The sequence below is a fragment of the Microbacterium sp. 22179 genome (assembly GCF_052045715.1).
Classification (GTDB): Bacteria; Actinomycetota; Actinomycetes; order Actinomycetales; family Microbacteriaceae; genus Microbacterium; species Microbacterium galbinum.
In genome coordinates, this window is sequence record NZ_JBQEPJ010000004.1 from 47,524 (window position 1) to 65,930 (window position 18,407).

Annotated in this window: 15 protein-coding genes, 2 tRNA genes and 1 pseudogene; 17 read left to right on the forward strand and 1 reads right to left on the reverse strand. The window is 67.2% G+C overall.

The window, feature by feature from the left end; all coding sequences use genetic code 11:
* Window positions 1–191: 191 nt before the first annotated feature.
* From dnaA to ACTJKK_RS10205, 17 genes and pseudogenes are all read left to right on the forward strand, one after another.
* Window positions 192–1,466: pseudogene (gene dnaA, locus ACTJKK_RS10125) on the forward strand (chromosomal replication initiator protein DnaA); the annotation flags it as partial.
* Between the two features lie 515 nt (window positions 1,467–1,981).
* A complete protein-coding gene (gene dnaN, locus ACTJKK_RS10130) occupies window positions 1,982–3,127 on the forward strand; it encodes a DNA polymerase III subunit beta (protein ID WP_247624052.1) in 1,146 nt (381 codons plus the stop codon).
* A gap of 159 nt (window positions 3,128–3,286) precedes the next feature.
* On the forward strand, window positions 3,287–4,063 hold the full coding sequence (locus ACTJKK_RS10135; protein ID WP_440747891.1) for a cohesin domain-containing protein: 777 nt from the start codon (window positions 3,287–3,289) through the stop codon (window positions 4,061–4,063).
* Window positions 4,064–4,113: 50 nt separating this feature from the next.
* Window positions 4,114–5,925, forward strand: coding sequence for an amidase family protein (locus ACTJKK_RS10140; RefSeq protein ID WP_440747892.1), 1,812 nt, complete (start codon window positions 4,114–4,116; stop codon window positions 5,923–5,925).
* 90 nt (window positions 5,926–6,015) lie between these two features.
* Window positions 6,016–7,194 carry a DNA replication/repair protein RecF gene (gene recF / locus ACTJKK_RS10145; protein WP_404596974.1) on the forward strand — a complete coding sequence of 393 codons (1,179 nt, stop codon included), beginning with the start codon at window positions 6,016–6,018 and terminating at the stop codon, window positions 7,192–7,194.
* Entirely contained in the window at window positions 7,191–7,718 is a 528-nt protein-coding gene (locus ACTJKK_RS10150; protein WP_440747893.1) for a DUF721 domain-containing protein, read from the forward strand. Before recF ends, ACTJKK_RS10150 begins: the two co-directional genes overlap by 4 nt.
* 118 nt (window positions 7,719–7,836) lie before the next feature.
* Window positions 7,837–9,921 (forward strand): DNA topoisomerase (ATP-hydrolyzing) subunit B, encoded by a 2,085-nt coding sequence (gyrB, locus tag ACTJKK_RS10155; protein ID WP_247957262.1) that lies wholly within the window; start codon window positions 7,837–7,839, stop codon window positions 9,919–9,921.
* Window positions 9,922–9,998: 77 nt separating this feature from the next.
* Window positions 9,999–12,557, forward strand: a complete 2,559-nt coding sequence (gene gyrA / locus ACTJKK_RS10160) for a DNA gyrase subunit A (RefSeq protein WP_247624046.1) — start codon at window positions 9,999–10,001, stop codon at window positions 12,555–12,557.
* Window positions 12,554–12,958, forward strand: coding sequence for a DUF3566 domain-containing protein (locus ACTJKK_RS10165; protein WP_247624045.1), 405 nt, complete (start codon window positions 12,554–12,556; stop codon window positions 12,956–12,958). Before gyrA ends, ACTJKK_RS10165 begins: the two co-directional genes overlap by 4 nt.
* Before the next feature lie 129 nt (window positions 12,959–13,087).
* On the forward strand, window positions 13,088–14,356 hold the full coding sequence (locus tag ACTJKK_RS10170) for a histidine kinase (protein WP_440747894.1): 1,269 nt from the start codon (window positions 13,088–13,090) through the stop codon (window positions 14,354–14,356).
* Complete coding sequence (locus ACTJKK_RS10175) at window positions 14,344–15,033, forward strand: LuxR C-terminal-related transcriptional regulator (protein ID WP_440747895.1); 690 nt, start codon at window positions 14,344–14,346, stop codon at window positions 15,031–15,033. The genes ACTJKK_RS10170 and ACTJKK_RS10175 overlap by 13 nt, the downstream gene beginning before the upstream one ends.
* Complete coding sequence (locus ACTJKK_RS10180) at window positions 15,030–15,980, forward strand: hypothetical protein (protein ID WP_440747896.1); 951 nt, start codon at window positions 15,030–15,032, stop codon at window positions 15,978–15,980. The genes ACTJKK_RS10175 and ACTJKK_RS10180 overlap by 4 nt, the downstream gene beginning before the upstream one ends.
* Window positions 15,981–16,065: 85 nt before the next feature.
* Window positions 16,066–16,139: transfer RNA gene (locus tag ACTJKK_RS10185), tRNA-Ile, on the forward strand.
* Window positions 16,140–16,164: 25 nt separating this feature from the next.
* Window positions 16,165–16,237: transfer RNA gene (locus ACTJKK_RS10190), tRNA-Ala, on the forward strand.
* Between the two features lie 233 nt (window positions 16,238–16,470).
* Window positions 16,471–16,941, forward strand: a complete 471-nt coding sequence (gene yiaA, locus ACTJKK_RS10195) for an inner membrane protein YiaA (protein ID WP_440747897.1) — start codon at window positions 16,471–16,473, stop codon at window positions 16,939–16,941.
* A gap of 82 nt (window positions 16,942–17,023) precedes the next feature.
* A complete protein-coding gene (locus ACTJKK_RS10200; protein WP_440747898.1) occupies window positions 17,024–17,557 on the forward strand; it encodes a hypothetical protein in 534 nt (177 codons plus the stop codon).
* Window position 17,558: 1 nt separating this feature from the next.
* The gene (locus ACTJKK_RS10205) at window positions 17,559–17,831 is read left to right on the forward strand and encodes a hypothetical protein (protein WP_440747899.1); all 273 of its coding nucleotides are present in this window, start codon (window positions 17,559–17,561) and stop codon (window positions 17,829–17,831) included.
* On the opposite strand, the gene ACTJKK_RS10210 is transcribed toward ACTJKK_RS10205, so the two are convergent.
* Window positions 17,812–18,312 carry a DUF3253 domain-containing protein gene (locus ACTJKK_RS10210; RefSeq protein ID WP_440747900.1) on the reverse strand — a complete coding sequence of 167 codons (501 nt, stop codon included), beginning with the start codon at window positions 18,310–18,312 and terminating at the stop codon, window positions 17,812–17,814. The genes ACTJKK_RS10205 and ACTJKK_RS10210 overlap by 20 nt on opposite strands.
* Between the last annotated feature and the right edge of the window lie 95 nt (window positions 18,313–18,407).

Consider the following 18,407-nt stretch of genomic DNA (forward strand, 5'->3'; position numbering starts at 1 on the left):
CCGTTGGCATCCGTAGTTATCCACAGGGGCGACCCGCGTCTCGCAGCCCCTCACCGATCCCCGCCCGGAGCGTCATGTCCTCACCTGCCCAGCCCGACGTCCCGATCTGGACCACGGTGCAGGAGTTGCTGGTCGATGACGATCGGGTCACGCCGCAGCTGCAGGGCTTCCTGAGTCTCGCCGTCCCGGCAGGGGTCATGTCGGCAACCCTCTACCTCGAGGTGCCCAACGACCTCACCGCCGCACAGATCAACAAGCGTCTGCGGCTGCCGATCATGGAGGCCCTCACCCACATCGGTGAAGAGGTCACCTCTTTCCGCGTCGTGGTGAACCACGAGCTCGCCGAGCAGCCCACCGCCCCCATCGCCGTCGCCGACTTCGGGCGACAGGAGAACGTGCGCGTCGAGTCCCCGATGGAGCAGCCCACCCCGCTGCGCCACGAGTCGCGCCTCAACCCCAAGTACACGTTCGACAACTTCGTCATCGGCCAGTCCAACCGTTTCGCGCACGCGGCGGCCGTCGCCGTGGCCGAAGCGCCGGCCAAGGCGTACAACCCGCTCTTCATCTACGGCGACTCGGGGCTGGGCAAGACCCACCTCCTCCACGCGATCGGCGACTACGCACAATCCCTCTATGCCGGGGTCAAGGTGCGCTACGTCTCGAGCGAGGAGTTCACGAACGACTTCATCAACTCGATCGCGAACAACCGCGGCGCTGCGTTCCAGGCGCGCTACCGCGAGGTCGACATCCTGCTCATCGACGACATCCAGTTCCTGCAGGGTCGCGCCGAGACGCAGGAAGCGTTCTTCCACACCTTCAACACCCTTCACGACCACAACAAGCAGGTCGTGATCACGAGCGATGTCGCGCCGAAGCACCTCACCGGCTTCGAGGACCGCATGCGCAGCCGGTTCGAGTGGGGTCTGATCACCGACGTGCAGGCGCCCGACCTCGAGACGCGTATCGCCATCCTGCGCAAGAAGGCGCAGAGCGAGGCCCTCCACATCCCCGACGAGGTGCTCGAGTACATCGCGACCGTGGTGTCGTCGAACATCCGCGAACTCGAGGGCGCACTCATCCGCGTCTCGGCCTTCGCGAGCCTGAACCGCTCGGCGCTCGACATCTCCCTCGCCCAGACCGTACTGCGAGACATCGTCGACACGGCGGAGGACAACATCATCTCGCCGACCGACATCATCACGGCGACCGCTCAGTACTTCAAGCTCACGGTCGACGACCTGTACGGATCGAGCCGCTCGCAGCAGATCGCGACGGCGCGTCAGATCGCCATGTACCTCTGCCGGGAGCGCACGAGTCTCTCGCTGCCGAAGATCGGTCAGCTGTTCGGCAACCGCGACCACACCACGGTGATGTACGCGTACAAGAAGATCAGCGACCTCATGAAGGAGCGTCGCTCCATCTACAACCAGGTGACCGAGATCACCACGCAGCTCGGTCGACGCTAACCGCTCGTACCGCAGTCAGCGCCTCGACAAGGGGGATACGGCATCCGTTCGCGGTTCGTGTCCCCCTTTTTTCGGACTTGACGACGATCCGCGGTATCCGATAAATGCCTCTATGCACATGTGGATAACTTGTGGATGGTTGTGAATCACATCGGGATGAATGAGGTCCGAAGACCCAAACCTGTGGATAACTCCGGGGGAGGGATCGGACGGTCGGATGCCTCGAACCCGCGGTTTCCTCAGGGATTCCACAACTGACAAGCGTGTAGTTCCCTACTCGCGACTACTATCCACCGAGTTATCCACAGTATCCACAGCTGTTAACACCGTTAAGGAGTTAACCCGGTTAAGGCGCGATCCGATCACCAGACGGTGGGGAGAACCACCCCGAACGACAGATTCCCGTCGGCGTAGGGATCCGAAGGACTGTGGGGCTAGCATGGGAAGCCCTGCGGTGGGCCCACCTCGCAGCAGTACCGACGACACCGTCCTAGATCGACGACAAGGGAGCACCCGTGAGGTTTCAGGTCAACCGCGATGTCTTCAGCGAGGCAGTGTCGTTCGTCGTCAAGCTGCTGCCGCAGCGCAACCCGCAGCCGATTCTCGCCGGAGTGCTGATCGAGGCGGACGGTTCAGGTCTGACCCTCTCGGCCTTCGACTACGAGGCATCCGCCCGCACCACGATCGAGGCCACCGTCGACACCCCCGGCACGATCCTCGTGCACGGACGTCTGCTCTCCGACATCGCCAGCCGTCTGCCGAACGCTCCCATCGAGATCGCGGTCGAGGAAGACGGCGGCATCACGGTCACCTGCGGATCCGCCCGATTCACCCTCGCGGCCATGCCCGTCGAGGAGTACCCGTCGATCCCCGAGGTCGCCGGCTCCTCGGGTGTCGTCCCGGCGGACGACTTCGGTACCGCGATCGCCCAGGTCGGCTTCGCCGCTTCGCGTGACGACGTCACCCCGGTGCTCACGGGTGTGCAGCTCGAGGTATCGGGCCAGAGTCTGAGTCTCGTCGCGACCGACCGCTACCGCGTATCGCTCCGTGACGTGCCGTGGGACGGCGAATCCGCTGGGGATCAGACCGCACTCGTCCCCGCCCGCACGCTCGTCGAGGTCGGGAAGACCTTCGGCCACGCCGGAACCATCCAGATCGCGTTCTCGGGTGCCGGCGATCGCGAGATCATCGCGTTCACCGCGGGGAACAAGACCGTGACCTCGTTGCTGATCAAGGGCAACTTCCCGCCCGTGCGCCGCCTGTTCCCCGAGCAGACCGACCACTACGCGGTCGTCAACACCGCCGACCTCATCGAGGCCGTGCGTCGTGTCGCCCTCGTGCTCGATCGCGCGGCTCCGCTGCGGTTCACGTTCTCGAGCGACAGCGTGACGATGGATGCCTCGGGCAGTGAGCACGCTCGCGCCTCCGAGTCGGTCGACGCGATCCTCTCCGGTGGCGAAGAGGTCGTGCTCGGCCTCAACCCGCAGTACCTGATCGAGGCGCTCGGTGCCGTGAAGAGCGAGTTCGTGCGCGTCACGTTCACCTCGAGCGACAACGCCAACAAGCTCAGCCCGGTGCTGATCACGAGTCAGACCTCGGTCGACCAGGCCGGTCTCGACTCGTTCAAGTACCTCCTGCAGCCGAACCTCCTGCTGCGCTGAGCCCCCTGCGCTGAGCCCCGGATCCGGCCGTTACGCGCCGGAAACCGCAGCGCTCAGAATGCGAAACACCCGACTGCGAGAGTCAGCCGTACCCCTGAGCACGGCTGCTCCGCGTAGCCGTGCAGCCGAGCTCGTCTCTCCAGACGAAAGACGCTCCGCATGCCCGAGATCCCCCCTGCCCGATTCCGCCGGTTGCGAGCGCTCGCATCCGGCGTCGCATTCACGGCCGCGACGCTGCTCGCGTTCGGTGCGGCATCACCCGCCTCGGCCGTGGTGGTGCCCGACTCCTACGAAACCGCCACCCTGACCGCCGCACCGACGTCGGTGTCCGTCGGTGACACGATCACCGTCAGCGCGGTGTTCACCGGCCTGGTCGACGCCTACGCGTACGAGCTCGACATCGCCTACGACCCCGACCTGCTCGCGTTCGTCGCCGACAGCGAGATCCTCCCGACCGGCGGCTTCGGATCGGCAACCGACTCGGGCAGTGAGATCGCGGTCGCCGCGACCCGGCTCGGCACCTCCCCCGGTCTGACCGGCACGCAGACCCTGGTCACACTCACCTTCACCGCACTCGAGGCGGGCGACGCCTCGCTCGACATCGCCAACGGACGCATCGTCGACTCGAGCACCGCATCGTCGACGGTCGATTCCGATGCGCCGGGCACGTCGACGACGGTGGAGATCACCGCCGATGAGGACACCGAGCCGGGGCCCGGTGACGGAGGCTCCGATGGTGGCTCCGATGGCGGCGATCCCGACACCGGATCGGGTTCGGGTTCCGGTTCCGGTTCCGGTTCCGGATCGGGCACGACGACGGACGGCTCGCTCGCCGTCACGGGCGCGGATGCCGCACCCTGGCTGATCCTCGGTGCGGGAGCCATCGCCGCCATCGCGGCGGGAACCGTCATCGCCGTTCGACGGAGGACCCGATGACCGCGCACGACACCCGAGCAGAGAAGCCGAGAACCAGGAGAGACACCACTGTGAAGAAGACCACCCTGCGGATCGTCGCCGCCGTCTCGGTCGTGGGTTCCACGATCGTCGCGGCCGGGATGGCGAGCGGAGCAGCGACGGCGGCGGCACCGGCCACCGTCAGCCTCCCGCCGTACTACAGCGAGCTCGACGTGACCGGTGACGAGATGGTGACGGCCGCGGATCTGTCCGTCGCCGCCGAATCCCTCGGTCTCACGGCGTCGTCGCCGGACTGGTCTCGAGTGGCCGTCCTCGATACCGATGCCGACGGCGAGCTCACGATCCTCGATCTCGCCGACCTCTCGCAGCGGATCATCTACGACGACGGTCCCTTCGAGCTCGTCGAAGCATCCGTGATCGACATGCAGGCCGCGATGAATGCGGGAGTCGCGACCTCCCAGAGCATCACCCAGGAATACCTCGACCGGATCGCCGCGTACGACCGCACGGTCGTGCCCGGCGGAAGCCGTCCGCTCAACTCGATCATCACGGTGAACCAGAAGGCCCTCGCCGATGCGGCTGCGGCCGACGAGATCCGTGCATCCGACGGCATGACGAGCATGCTGCTGGGCGTGCCGATCGCGTTGAAGGACAACTACGACACGGTCGACATGGTCACCACCGGTGGATGCGCCTGCTGGAACGAGAACCAGACCGCGACCGACGCGTCGATGGTCAGCGGACTCCGCAGCGACGGCGCCGTGATCCTCGCGAAGGCCAGCCTCGACGAGTTCGCGTACGGATTCGTCTCGGAGTTCTCCTCGTTCCAGGAGCCAGGAGCGACGTCACTCGTGGCGAGCCCGTACGACACGACGCGGACGGCGGGCGGATCCAGCGGTGGCACGGGAGCGGCGATCTCCGCGAACCTCGCCGGCATCGGCTTCGGCACCGACACGGGCGGGTCGATCCGTGTCCCGTCGTCGTACAACCAGCTCGTGGGTGTCCGCCCGACGGTGGGTCTGGCCAGCCGCGACGGCATCATCCCGCTGGCCCTCTCGCAGGACACCGGTGGGCCGATGGCTCGTTCCGTCATCGATGCCGCCGTCGCTCTCGACGCGGTCGTGGGAGTCGATGACGCCGATCCCGTCACCGCACGACAGGAGGGCCTCGTGCCCGAGTCGTACACGTCGTTCCTCGACACGGATGCGCTCCAGGGCGCGCGGATCGGCTACGTCTCGTCGATGGTGGGAACCAACGCCGGCACCGTGCGACTCTTCTCCGAGGCGACCGCAGCGCTGACCGCGCAGGGCGCGACCGTGGTGCCGATCACTCCTCCGTCCGGGTTCTCCGCCGTGCTGAACGAGGGCTCCGGGTCGACGAACGAGTTCCTCCACGATCTCGACGAGTACATCGCCACGCATCTCGGCCCCGATGTCGAGGCGCGCACTCTGACCGACATCCTCGCGACGAACAGCTTCGTCACCTCGCGGCGGTCGATCTACGTGGCGCGCAATGCGGTCACGGAGGCGACCTACGAGGGCTGGGCGGGCGAGACCGGTACGCACACCGTGCAGCTCGCGGCCGGCAAGACGCTCGTGACGCAGATGATGGAGGATCTCGACCTCGACGCGATCGTCTATCCGAGCACGAACGCCTACGGGACCCAGGGGACCAACATGCGGCTGAGCCCGAACACCGGGATGCCGTCGGTCACCGTGCCGATGGGGCAGACGATCGCGGGTGAGACGCTGCCCGGCAGCGGCGTGAACCTCGAGTTCCTCGGACGCGACTTCGACGAGGGAACCCTCCTCGGTCTGGCGTACGCGTTCGAGCAGGCGACGGATGCCCGCACGGCGCCGTCGCTCTACGGCCCGCTGCCGTGATCCACGACCGGCGACTGCTCGAACAGCTCGGGCAGTCGCCGGTCCGGCTCCGCCGGGGAAGATGTCCGACCCCGAAGGTAGGCTGACTCCGTGATCGTGGAGCATCTGAGTCTGGTGGATTTCCGCAATTACGCGACCGCCGAACTCGCTCTGCACCGCGGACCGAACGTCCTGGTCGGCCGGAACGGGCAGGGAAAGACGAATCTCGCCGAAGCCGTGGTCTTCCTCGCCACCCTGGGCTCGCACCGGGTCTCGTCCGACGCCCCCATGGTGCGCGACGGACAGGAGTTCGCGATCATCCGCGCGCGACTCTCGCACGGGGAGCGCAAGGTGCTCGCCGAGGTCCAGGTGAATCGGCAGGGCTCGAACAAGGCGCGCATCAACGGATCCCCGTCGAAGACCAATGAGCTGCCGCGTTACGCGCACGTCGTGCTCTTCGCCCCGGAGGATCTTCAGATCGTGCGTGGCGACCCGTCGTCGCGCCGCCGTTTCGTCGACCAGCTGCTCATCCAGCGCACGCCTCGCCTCGCCGCCGTGCTCGCGGACTACGACCGTGTGCTCAAGCAGCGCAACGCGCTGCTGAAGTCGGCCCGGGCCCGCGGCATCCGGGGTGAGGGACTGAGCACTCTCGACGTCTGGGACGACAAGCTGGTCGCGCTCGGCTCCGAGATCATCGTCGCGCGCCAGCGCCTGGCCAACGACCTGCAGCAGCCGGTCGCCGATGCGTACGCCGCGATCGCGGGCGCCGATCATCGACCCCAGCTCGAGTGGGCGCTGTCGATCCGCGGCGGGGATCCCGAAGAAGACGAAGACGATGCCGCCACCGCGTCCGAGGATGCCGTGACGCCGGCGGCCGTCGCCGAGCAGTTCCGCGCGTCGCTCGCGTCGAAGCGCTCGAACGAGCTCGACCGGGGACTGACGCTGACGGGTCCGCACCGAGACGATCTGGTGCTGCGCGTCCGCTCGCTCCCGGTGAAGGGCTACGCCTCGCACGGCGAATCCTGGTCCGTCGCGCTCGCGCTGCGTCTCGCCTCGGCCGAGCTGCTGCGCAGCGAATCCCCGGCCGGCGACCCGGTGCTGATCCTCGACGACGTCTTCGCCGAGCTCGACGCCGATCGTCGTCAGCGGCTCGCTGCGCTCACCGCGGGCTACGAGCAGGTGGTGGTGACCGCGGCCGTGGAGGAGGATATCCCCGAGGTGCTGCATGCGCACGTCGTGCGGATCACCGCGGGAACCATCAGCGACGAGCGGTCGGGGGGCGACGAATGAACGACATCGTGAATCCGGCATCCGTTCCGGCATCCGAGGCACCGGCCCCCGAAGCGCCCGAGACGGTGGCGACCTATCTGCGTCTGCGGGGACTTAAGCCCAGCGCCAAGAACTGGCGCAAGAAGAAGCGCGTCTCGATCGACGACGAGAACGCCCCGTTCGCTCCCGGCCGCGACCCCGGTGCCCTCGGCGCCGTGCTCGACAAGCTCAGCCGCGACTCCGGTTGGCAGATCACCCTCGCCCGGGAGGACCTGGTGCGGCAATGGGCCGATCTCGCCGGTGCCGATACCGCGAAGCACTCGGAACCGGTCTCGCTGGAGCGAGGGCTGCTGACGGTGAAGTGTGATTCCACCGCGTGGGCGAAGAACCTGCAGTACATGCGGGCGACCATCCTCACCGAGATCGGACGACGGTATCCGGATGCCGGCGTCGAGAACCTCCGCTTCATCGGACCGGACGTCCCCTCCTGGAAATGGGGTCCCAGAGTCGTTCCAGGGCGGGGCCCGCGCGATACCTACGGGTAGGGCACCATGCAAGGGGGTAAAACCTCTCAGAGGCCCACACGCGGCCGTTGAGCGATATTTCGAGAGAAAACCCGGCTAGACTGGGAGTTCGCAATATCGATGTGGAGAATGTCTTCTGATGACGCCTGAATCCCCCGCCGACGAGTCCGAATCGACCACCGGGGGAACCCCCGACCCTTCGACGGGTGCGACCGGAGGAACATCGAACGCACCCGCGGGCGACCTCCCCGAATACGGGGCCGACTCGATCCAGATCCTCGAGGGCCTCGAGGCCGTGCGCAAGCGCCCCGGCATGTACATCGGGTCCACCGGTCCGCGCGGTCTGCACCACCTGGTCTACGAGATCGTCGACAACTCGGTCGATGAGGCGTTGGCCGGCTACGCCGACACGATCCTGGTGACCCTCCTCGCCGACGGCGGCGTGCGCGTGGTCGACAACGGCCGCGGCATTCCCGTCGATCCGCACTCCTCCGACCCGACCAAGTCGACCGTCGAGGTCGTGCTCACGATCCTGCACGCCGGTGGCAAGTTCGGCGGCGGCGCCTACGCCGTCTCGGGCGGTCTGCACGGCGTCGGCTCCTCGGTCGTGAACGCGCTGTCGACGCGCTTCGAGGTCGAGGTCAAGCAGAAGGGCTTCGTCTGGCGGCACAGCTTCGCCGACGGCGGCGCCCCGCAGCAGCAGCTCGAGAAGGGCGAGGCGACCGACGAGACCGGAACCGCGATCACCTTCTGGGCCGACGGATCGATCTTCACCGAGACGACCGAGTACGACTACGACACCCTGCGCACGCGCTTCCAGCAGATGGCGTTCCTCAACAAGGGACTCCGCATCGAGCTGAGCGACGAGCGTCCGTCCTCGACCTACGAGATCGAGGAGAACGGGCAGACGATCGAGAAGCAGCCCGGCGACGTCTTCTTCTACGAGCGCGGACTCGTCGACTACGTCGAGTACCTCAACAAGGTGCGTCACGCCGAGGTCGTCACCGAGGAGATCATCGCGTTCGAGTCCGAGGACACCGAGCGCAAGATCTCGCTCGAGGTCGCGATGCAGTGGACCACCTCGTACACCGAGAACGTCTTCACCTACGCGAACACCATCAACACGCACGAGGGTGGAACGCACGAAGAGGGCTTCCGCGCCGCACTGACGACCCTGGTCAACAAGTACGCGCGCGCGAACAACCTGCTCAAGGAGAAGGACGACAACCTCTCGGGCGATGACGTGCGCGAGGGACTGACCGCCGTCATCTCGATCAAGCTCGGCGAGCCCCAGTTCGAGGGACAGACCAAGACCAAGCTCGGCAACACCGAGGCGAAGGCGTTCGTGCAGAAGGTCGTCGGCGATCAGCTCGGCGACTGGTTCGAGCGCAATCCGAGCCAGGCGAAGAACGTCATCCGCAAGGCGATCGATGCGGCGACCGCGCGCCTGGCGGCTCGAAAGGCGCGGGAGACCGCGCGTCGCAAGAGCGTCTTCGAGTCGGCCGCGATGCCCGACAAGCTCAAGGACTGCACGAGCAAGGACCCGTCGATCAGCGAGATCTTCCTCGTCGAGGGTGACTCGGCCGGCGGTTCCGCGGTGCAGGGTCGCGACCCGCACACGCAGGCGATCCTGGCGCTCCGCGGCAAGATCCTGAACGTCGAGCGCGCGCGCCTCGACAAGGCCCTCGGCAACAAAGAGGTCCAGGCGATGATCCAGGCCTTCGGCACGGGCATCGGCGAGGACTTCGACATCGAGAAGGCCCGCTATCACAAGATCGTCCTGATGGCGGATGCCGACGTCGACGGCCAGCACATCACGACGCTGCTGCTCACCCTGCTGTTCCGCTACATGCGCGGACTCATCGAGGCCGGCTTCGTGTACCTCGCGATGCCGCCGCTGTACCGCCTGAAGTGGTCGAACTCGCCGCACGAGTACGTGTTCAGCGATGACGAGCGCGACGCGCTGCTCAAGTACGGCCTCGACAACGGCAAGCGCATCCCGAAGGATGCGGGCATCCAGCGCTACAAGGGTCTCGGCGAGATGAACGCCAAGGAGCTGTGGGAGACCACGATGGATCACTCCACCCGCACCCTCCGTCAGGTGACGATCGAGGATGCCGCGGCCGCCGATGAGATCTTCAGCGTGCTGATGGGTGAGGACGTCGAATCGCGCCGTACCTTCATCCAGCGCAACGCCAAGGACGTCCGCTTCCTCGACATCTGACGCCACCCTGGGTCCCTGAGCTTGTCGAAGGGTCCCGGATGCTTCGACAAGACTGAACGACCGGAATCGAAAACCACATGACTGACGAAGAACGCCCCGTCCCCGAGCACGACCACGGCCGGATCGACCAGGTCGACCTGCAGTCGGAGATGCAGCGCAGCTACCTCGACTACGCGATGGCCGTGATCGTCGGCCGCGCGCTGCCGGATGTGCGCGACGGCCTCAAGCCGGTGCACCGCCGCGTGATCTACGGCATGTACGACGGCGGTTTCCGCCCCGACAAGTCGTTCTCGAAGTGCGCCCGTGTCGTCGGCGAGGTCATGGGTCAGTACCACCCGCACGGCGACTCGGCGATCTACGACGCCCTCGTCCGTCTCGTGCAGCCGTGGTCGCTGCGGTACCCGCTGGCACTCGGCCAGGGCAACTTCGGGTCGCCCGGCAACATGGGAGCCGCCGCCCCGCGATACACCGAGACCAAGATGGCCCCGCTCGCGCTCGAGATGGTGCGCGACATCGAAGAGGACACGGTCGACTTCACCGACAACTACGACGGTCAGACCCAGGAGCCGACGGTCCTCCCGGCCCGGTTCCCGAACCTCCTCGTCAACGGCTCGGTCGGTATCGCGGTCGGTATGGCGACGAACATCCCGCCGCACAACCTGCGCGAGGTGTCGGAGGCCGCGCTCTGGGCCCTCGACAACCCCGGCATCACCCGCGAAGAGCTGCTCGACGGCCTGATCCAGCGCGTTCCCGGCCCGGACTTCCCGACCGGAGCGCAGATCCTCGGCACCAAGGGCATCCACGAGGCGTACCGCACCGGCCGCGGATCGATCACGATGCGCGCCGTCGTCAACGTCGAGGAGATCCAGGGTCGTACCTGCCTGGTCATCACCGAGCTGCCGTATCAGGTGAACCCCGACAACGTCGCGGTCAAGATCGGCGACCTCGCCCGCGACGGCAAGATCACGGGCATCGCCGACATCCGCGACGAGTCCTCCGACCGCACGGGTCAGCGACTGGTCGTCGTGCTCAAGCGCGATGCCGTCGCCAAGGTCGTGCTCAACAACCTGTACAAGCACACGCAGCTGCAGGAGAACTTCGGCGCGAACATGCTCGCGATCGTCGACGGCGTGCCCCGCACCCTCGCGATCGACGGTTTCATCAGCCACTGGATCGCGCACCAGATCGAAGTGATCGTGCGTCGCACGCAGTTCCGCCTCAACGAGGCCGAGAAGCGGATGCACATCCTGCGCGGATATCTGAAGGCGCTCGACGCTCTCGACGAGGTCATCGCGCTCATCCGCCGGTCGCAGACCACGCAGGAGGCGAACGAGGGACTCCAGAAGCTCCTCGACATCGATGAGATCCAGGCCGAGGCGATCCTGCAGATGCAGCTGCGCCGCCTCGCCGCGCTCGAGCGTCAGAAGATCATCGATCAGGCGAACGAGCTCGAAGCGCTCATCACCGACTACAAGGCGATCCTCGCCGACGAGGGCCGTCAGCGCACGATCATCCGCGAAGAGCTCACCGGCATCGTCGACAAGTTCGGTGACGAGCGCCGCACGCACATCCTGCACGGCTACGACGGCGACGTCTCGATGGAAGACCTCATCGCCGAGGAGGAGATGGTCGTCACCGTCACGCGCGACGGCTACATCAAGCGCACGCGCAGCGACAACTACCGCTCCCAGCACCGCGGCGGAAAGGGCATCAAGGGTGCCCAGCTGCGAGCGGATGACATCGTCGAGCATTTCTTCGTCACGACGACGCACCACTGGCTGCTGTTCTTCACGGACAAGGGTCGCGTGTACCGCGCCAAGACCTACGAGGTGCCCGAGGCCGGCCGCGACGCGAAGGGCACGCACGTCGCGAACCTGCTGGCGATGCAGCCCGACGAGAGCATCGCTCAGATCCTCGACATCCGCGACTACGCGGTCGCCGAGTACCTGGTGCTCGCCACGCACAACGGTCTCGTCAAGAAGACCCGCCTCGAGGCGTACGACACCAACCGTCAGGGCGGCGTCATCGCGATCCGCCTGAACGACGACGATGCACTGGTCGGCGCTCTGCTGGTCGATGCCGAGGACGACATCCTCCTCATCAGCCGCAAGGGCATGTCGGTGCGCTTCCAGGCCACCGATGAGGCGCTGCGTCCGATGGGTCGAGCGACCGCGGGTGTGAAGGGCATGAAGTTCCGCGAGGGCGACAGTCTGCTCTCGGCATCCGTCGCCGCCCCCGGCCGATTCGTGTTCGTCGTCACCGACGGCGGGTACGCGAAGCGCACGGCCGTCGAGGAGTACCGCGTCCAGGGACGCGGCGGATTCGGCATCAAGGTGGCCAAGCTGCACGACGATCGAGGCACTCTCGCGGGTGGTCTGATCGTCTCCGCAGACGACGAGGTCCTTGTGGTTCTGTCCAGCGGCAAGGTGGTACGCTCTGCCGTGGCCGAGGTGCCCGCCAAGGGCCGAGACACCATGGGAGTGGTGTTCGCCCGGACGACGGAAGCCGACCGGATCCTCGCGATCGCCCGCAACGGCGAACGTGGCCTCTCCGACGAAGACGACACGGATGAGGCGGATGCCGCAGCAGACGTCACCGAGACGACAGAGACCCCCGAGGAGAGCACGGACGCATGAGCACGGTAGCCGACAAGCTCGCGAAGAAATCCACCCGTAAGACCGGTGGCAAGCAGGTTCGCCTGCGCCTGGTCTACGTCGACTTCTGGTCGGCCGTGAAGCTCTCCTTCCTCGGAGCTGTGGCCCTCGCGGTCGTCACGATGGTGTCGTTCTTCCTGATCTACCTCGTGCTGCAGGCGACGAACGTGCTGACCACGGCCGATTCGTTCCTCGCGGGCATCACCGACAACGCGTTCAAGCTCACCGAGGTCGTCGGACTTCCGCAGGTGATGGCCTTCGCTGCCGTCGTGGCGATCCTCAACCTCATCGTCTTCACGGTGCTCGGCGCCGTGATCGCGGGTATCTACAACCTCGCGGTGAAGGTCACCGGCGGCCTGCTCGTCGGCTTCATGTCGAACTGACCGATCTTCATGGAGGGGCGGATGCTGCGGCATCCGCCCCTTCGTCGTTCACGGGGGTAGGGAAAACCCGAACACAGGTGTCCGGGTTCCTCGGTGTCGGCGCGATCTGCGCGCCCGTACCTTGGAATCATGACGACACAGACTGCGACCCCGCCGCAGGCGGCGGCCGTGAAGCCGCCGCTGAGGATCCCGCTCACCATCCTGCATCTCGCCGGAGTGGGCGTCATCGGCGGCATCATCAACGCGACCCTCATCGGGATACTCGGAACCGGCCTCGGGCTGCTCTTCGCCTTCGGCATCGGCGTGGTCTTCCTCGTCGGCCTGGTCTACGCGCTCTTCGGCGTCGGTTGGTTCGAGGTCGCCCGGGTGAGCGCGCTCTACCGCACACCGATCGCGCCGCTGCGTCTGCGGCCGCGCGAACGGCCCGGCTTCGGCGGGTGGCTCCGTGCTCTCGGCCGCCAGACGATCGACGGACGCATGTGGCGGGCGCTCGCGAACTTCGCGATCGCCGTGGTGCTGGGCTTCATCGTGCTGCGTCTCGCCGCCGCGTTCGCGTGGTCGGTCGTGATCTCGTTCGCTCCCCTCACCTCCGCGGAATCGGTGGTCGGCCCGTTCGGCGGTGGCGCACTGCTCGTCGCCTGGGCACCGCTCGTCGGCATCCTCGGGATCGCCGCATCGGTCGCCGGCATGATCGGTCTCGCCCTTCTCCACCGCACGCTGTCGCTCGCGATCGTGGTGCGCAGCCGTGAGGCCGAGCTCACCGAGCAGGTGCGCACGACCACCGCGCAGCGTGAGGGAGCCGTGCGCGCCGCCGACGTCGAACGCACCCGCATCGAACGCGACCTGCACGACGGCGTCCAGCCGCGACTCGTCTCGGTCGGCATGACGCTCGGGCTCGCCCAGCAGAAGATCGAGACCGATCCCGATGCGGCGAAGGAACTGATCGCCGAGGCGCACACCTCCACGAAGGCCGCCATCACCGAACTCCGACAGCTCGCCCGCGGCATCCACGCCTCGGTGCTCGACGACCGGGGACTCGACGCGGCCCTGTCGGCACTCGCCGGTCGCTCGCACATCCCGGTCTCGCTCGACGTCCGCATGGACGGTCGTTGCAGTCGTGAGGCGGAAGCGGCCGTGTACTTCTCGATCGCCGAGTCGCTGACCAACGCCGCGAAGCACTCGCGGGCCAGCGAAGCGCGCGTGACGGTGCGGATCCGCGAGGGCAACACGCTCTGGGCCCGCGTCGAGGACAACGGCATGGGCGGCGCGCAGGTGCAGCCCGGTGGCGGACTCGACGGGATCGCCAACCGTGTGTTGGCCGCGGGAGGGACCTTCCGCCTCGAGAGCCCGCAGGGCGGCCCGACCAGCCTGGAGGTGAACGTGCCATGCGCATCCTGATCTGCGAGGACTCGGTCCTGCTGCGCGAAGGTCTCGTGCGTCTGCTCGAGGACGCCGGCCATGAGGTCGTCGCGGCGCTCCCCGACACCGCGGGACTCACCGAGACGGTCGCCACGACGGAGCCGGAACTCTGCATCCTCGACGTGCGCCTGCCCCCGACGTTCACCGACGAGGGCATCCGTGCGGCGCTCGGACTGCGGTCGACGCATCCGTCGCTCGCCCTCCTCGTGCTCTCGCAGTACGTCGAGGAGCGCTACGCCTCCGACCTGATCGCCGCGCAGGGCGGCCCGCTGGGCTACCTGCTCAAGGACCGGGTCGCCGATGTCGCCGAGTTCCTGCAGTCGGTGCAGCGCATCGCCGAGGGCGCGACCGTGCTCGACCCCGAGGTGGTGGCGCAGCTGCTCACGCGGCGCAATCGCGACGATCGGATGCTGCGGCTCACCGAGCGCGAACGCACCGTGCTGGCGTTGATCGCGGAGGGCAAGTCGAACCAGGCGATCGCCGGACTCCTCTTCGTCTCGGAGGCGAGCGTCGAGAAGCACATCACCTCCATCTTCCAGAAACTCGGGTTCGAGCAGGACGAGTCGGGAAACCGCCGCGTGCTCGCCGCCCTCGCCCACATCGAGAACACCGGCGGTCCCATCCCGCCGGCCACCCAGAACGGAGCGGCGCGATGAGCACCGACCAGAACGACCCCCAGGGCGGACACACCCCGCTCACTCCCCCGCCGGCGTCCGCGCCGCCCCAGCCGACGGCATCCGTTCCGCCCACGCCTCCGCCGACCGCGTCCGGCGGGCCGGCCGGTACCGGTGCACGATCGGGCGGGGTGACCGCGATCGCGATCGTCACCGCGGTGGTCGGCGGAATCGCCCTCGTCGGTACGGCGGGAACGGCGGCGATCGGGGCGATGAGCAACGTCAGTGTCGCGAGCAACGCGGGTGGTGACACCGTGCAGGGCATCGACGTCGACGGCATCGACTCGCTCACCGTCGACGCCGATGCCAGCAGCATGCGTCTGGAGTTCGGCGACGTCGATCAGGCGGAACTCTCCATCTCGAACCGCCGTGGCCCGGACTGGACCATCGAGCGTGACGGTGACGAACTGGTGGTGCGCAGTCCCGACAATCGCTGGGACTGGTGGTTCGGCGACTGGGGCCGTGAGGGCGAGGTCGCCGTGCTGACCCTGCCGGAGGCTCTCCGCACCGACGCGATCGACGCCGACCTGACGCTCGACGCCGGAAGCCTCGACGTCGTCGGTGACTTCGGTGCTCTCGACATCGACGTGAGCGCGGGGGCGCTCGATGTCGACGGATCGGCGACCGCGCTGGCGGTCGACATGAGCGCGGGCCGTGCCGACATCGTCCTCGCCGACGTCGACGACGCGTTGCTGAGCGTCTCGGCCGGAGAACTCAATGTCGAATTGACCGGAACCGCCCCGACGCGGACGACGGTCGAGGTGAGCGCGGGCTCGGTCGATCTCACGGTGCCGGATGTCGCGTACGACATCACCCAGAGCGTCGACGCCGGGTCCCTCGATGCTCGGGTCGAGCAGTCCGCGAGCGCCCGACGCAGCATCGAGGTCTCGCTCTCGGCCGGTGGCGTGACGATCCGTCCGGGCCGCTGATCGCCCATGAGCGCGGGGACTCGCCCGGGTCCCCGCGCTCGATTGGGAGTTTCGGCGAATCTCCGGTAAAGTTTCGGAGGTTGACGGGCCCATAGCTCAGGTGGTTAGAGCGCTTCACTGATAATGAAGAGGTCCCAGGTTCAAGTCCTGGTGGGCCCACACATCAACTCAAGAAATACCCCTCGGGGCCTTAGCTCAGTTGGTAGAGCGCCTGCTTTGCAAGCAGGATGTCAGGAGTTCGAATCTCCTAGGCTCCACACTGTGTTGAGACAGTTCGAGAAGGCCCCGCCGAGTGCGGGGCCTTCTCGTTTCCACAGGTGTTAACAACTCTGTTAAGAACTTTCGGGCGTCTGCTGCCGGTTTCTGAGTACACCGATGTTCCATGTGGATAACCTCTGATCAGGGATTTCCACATGGAAGACTTCGGGTGCCGACCGTGCAGAGCGGGCGGCTCGTCCGCGTATCGGGCGATCACCGGAGGGGGATTCTCATGGAACAGCAGAAGCAACCGGCGCCCGCGCGCCCGACCGCCGCGTTCGTCGGGGCATCGTGGGTCGCACTCGGAATCGGCGCCTCGCTCTTCTTCATCGGGCTCTACAACGCACACATGCTGCTCTCGGAGAAGGGCTTCTACTTCGCCGTCTTCCTTCTCGGTGTCTTCGCCGCCGTCTCGGTGCAGAAGGCGGTGCGCGACCGCGCCGAAGAGATCCCCGTCACGGGCGTCTACCTCGGCGTCTCGTGGAGCATGCTTCTCGCCTCGCTGATCCTCATGACCGCGGGGCTCTGGAACGCCGATCTGCTGCTCTCCGAGAAGGGCTTCTACGGGATCGGCTTCGCGATGAGTCTCTTCGCCGTCGTCGCGGTGCAGAAGAACGTGCGCGACCTGGCTGCCGCTCGCGACGGCGACCCCGCTCCGGCGCGCCCGCGGCCGCCGCTCTTCCCGCCTCCGCCCGCACCCTGAGCGTCGGACCGAACCTCCGTACCTCCTCCGAGTGCGGGCGATCGACTCGATCCCGTGGGTCGGCCTCCGTAGCGTGGGACGTATGGACATCAGACGAGGACTCACCATCGGGGCGGTGCTGGCGGTCGGCATCGCCCTCACCGGGTGCACGGGTGCGCCGACGGATGTCGAGACGCCTGCGCCCTCGGCATCCGCTTCGCCCGCTCCCACCCCGACGCCCACCCCGACCGCGGATGCCGACGCCGACGCGGCCCTCCTGCCGATTCCCGTCGACGACATCAAGGACTGGGCGGACACCGCCATCACCTGGGCCGACGACGCCCAGGGCACCGGTACGTTCTCGGGGTGGCTGAGTGAGCACACCTCCGCGCACCACCTGACTAGCTTCTCGTCGGTGCCCGCAGCCACGTACCAGGGGCAGATCGCCTGCCGCGGTGACGGCACCATCACCCTCCAGGCGGGAGAGCTCGACAGCGACCCGAGCACCGAACCGATCGAGTGCACGAACGCCACCATCGCCTTCGACCTCACCACCACCGGCACCGGGATGAGCGTGACGCTCGATCTCGACGGAGCCCCCACCATCTACGCCGTCGCCCTCCAGCGGGTCGAGTGAGATGGATGATGCGTTGAGCGACGCGATCGTCGCCTTCGTCGGCTGGGATACGGATGCCTCGATCCCCGGACGTCATCCCGACCGCATCGTCGACGTCTCGCTCCGGGAACGGGTTCTGAGGGTTGTGAGAGCAGCGGACGCGGAGCGGCCGGATTCACGCGATCTCGGGGAGTGGGGACGGGTGGTCGGCGCCCGCGTGGCACGTGAGCACCCCGATATCTCACCCGCGGCCGTGCGCGCGATCGTGGCTCTCGTCACCTACGAATGGCGCTGATGCGCACCGGTCCGCGTGCGTGATCGATGCGCACGGGCTCGCCCTTCTGCGTGACGACGACGTCGCCCTGTGCCGCGAGGGCACCAACGATCCGGCGCACGTCGTCCATCGAATCCCGCCACGTGTCGCCTCCCACGGTGCGGGCGACGTCGCTCGGACAGATCGACGACCCCTCCCGTCGACGCGTGAGAGTGCGGATGGCGGCGGCGATCCTCTCGTCGAATCCGCTGCCGGTTCGCTGCTCCCACCACGGGTGTCCGCGCTCTCCGAGAGCGACCTTCGCGTCCTGGACGCGCCCCCGAGCATCCGCTTCCCCGTCCTTCACGGCGCGGCGCGCGGCCATCAGTTCGTCGACCAGCTCCTGGCGGAACGAGTCGGGGATCGACGGATCCGTCGCCCGCCAACGCCGTCCGTCGATCACGAAGTGGTGGCCGTCCGGCGTGCGCTCGGGCTCGGTGCGGTGGTCGGTGGAGGTGGACATGGAGCCACTCTGCGCGCGGTTCCCTCGGAGATGAAGGGACTTGACGCGCGGGAGCAGAACCGTGCACCACCTGAGGGGTCAAGACACGCCGTCAT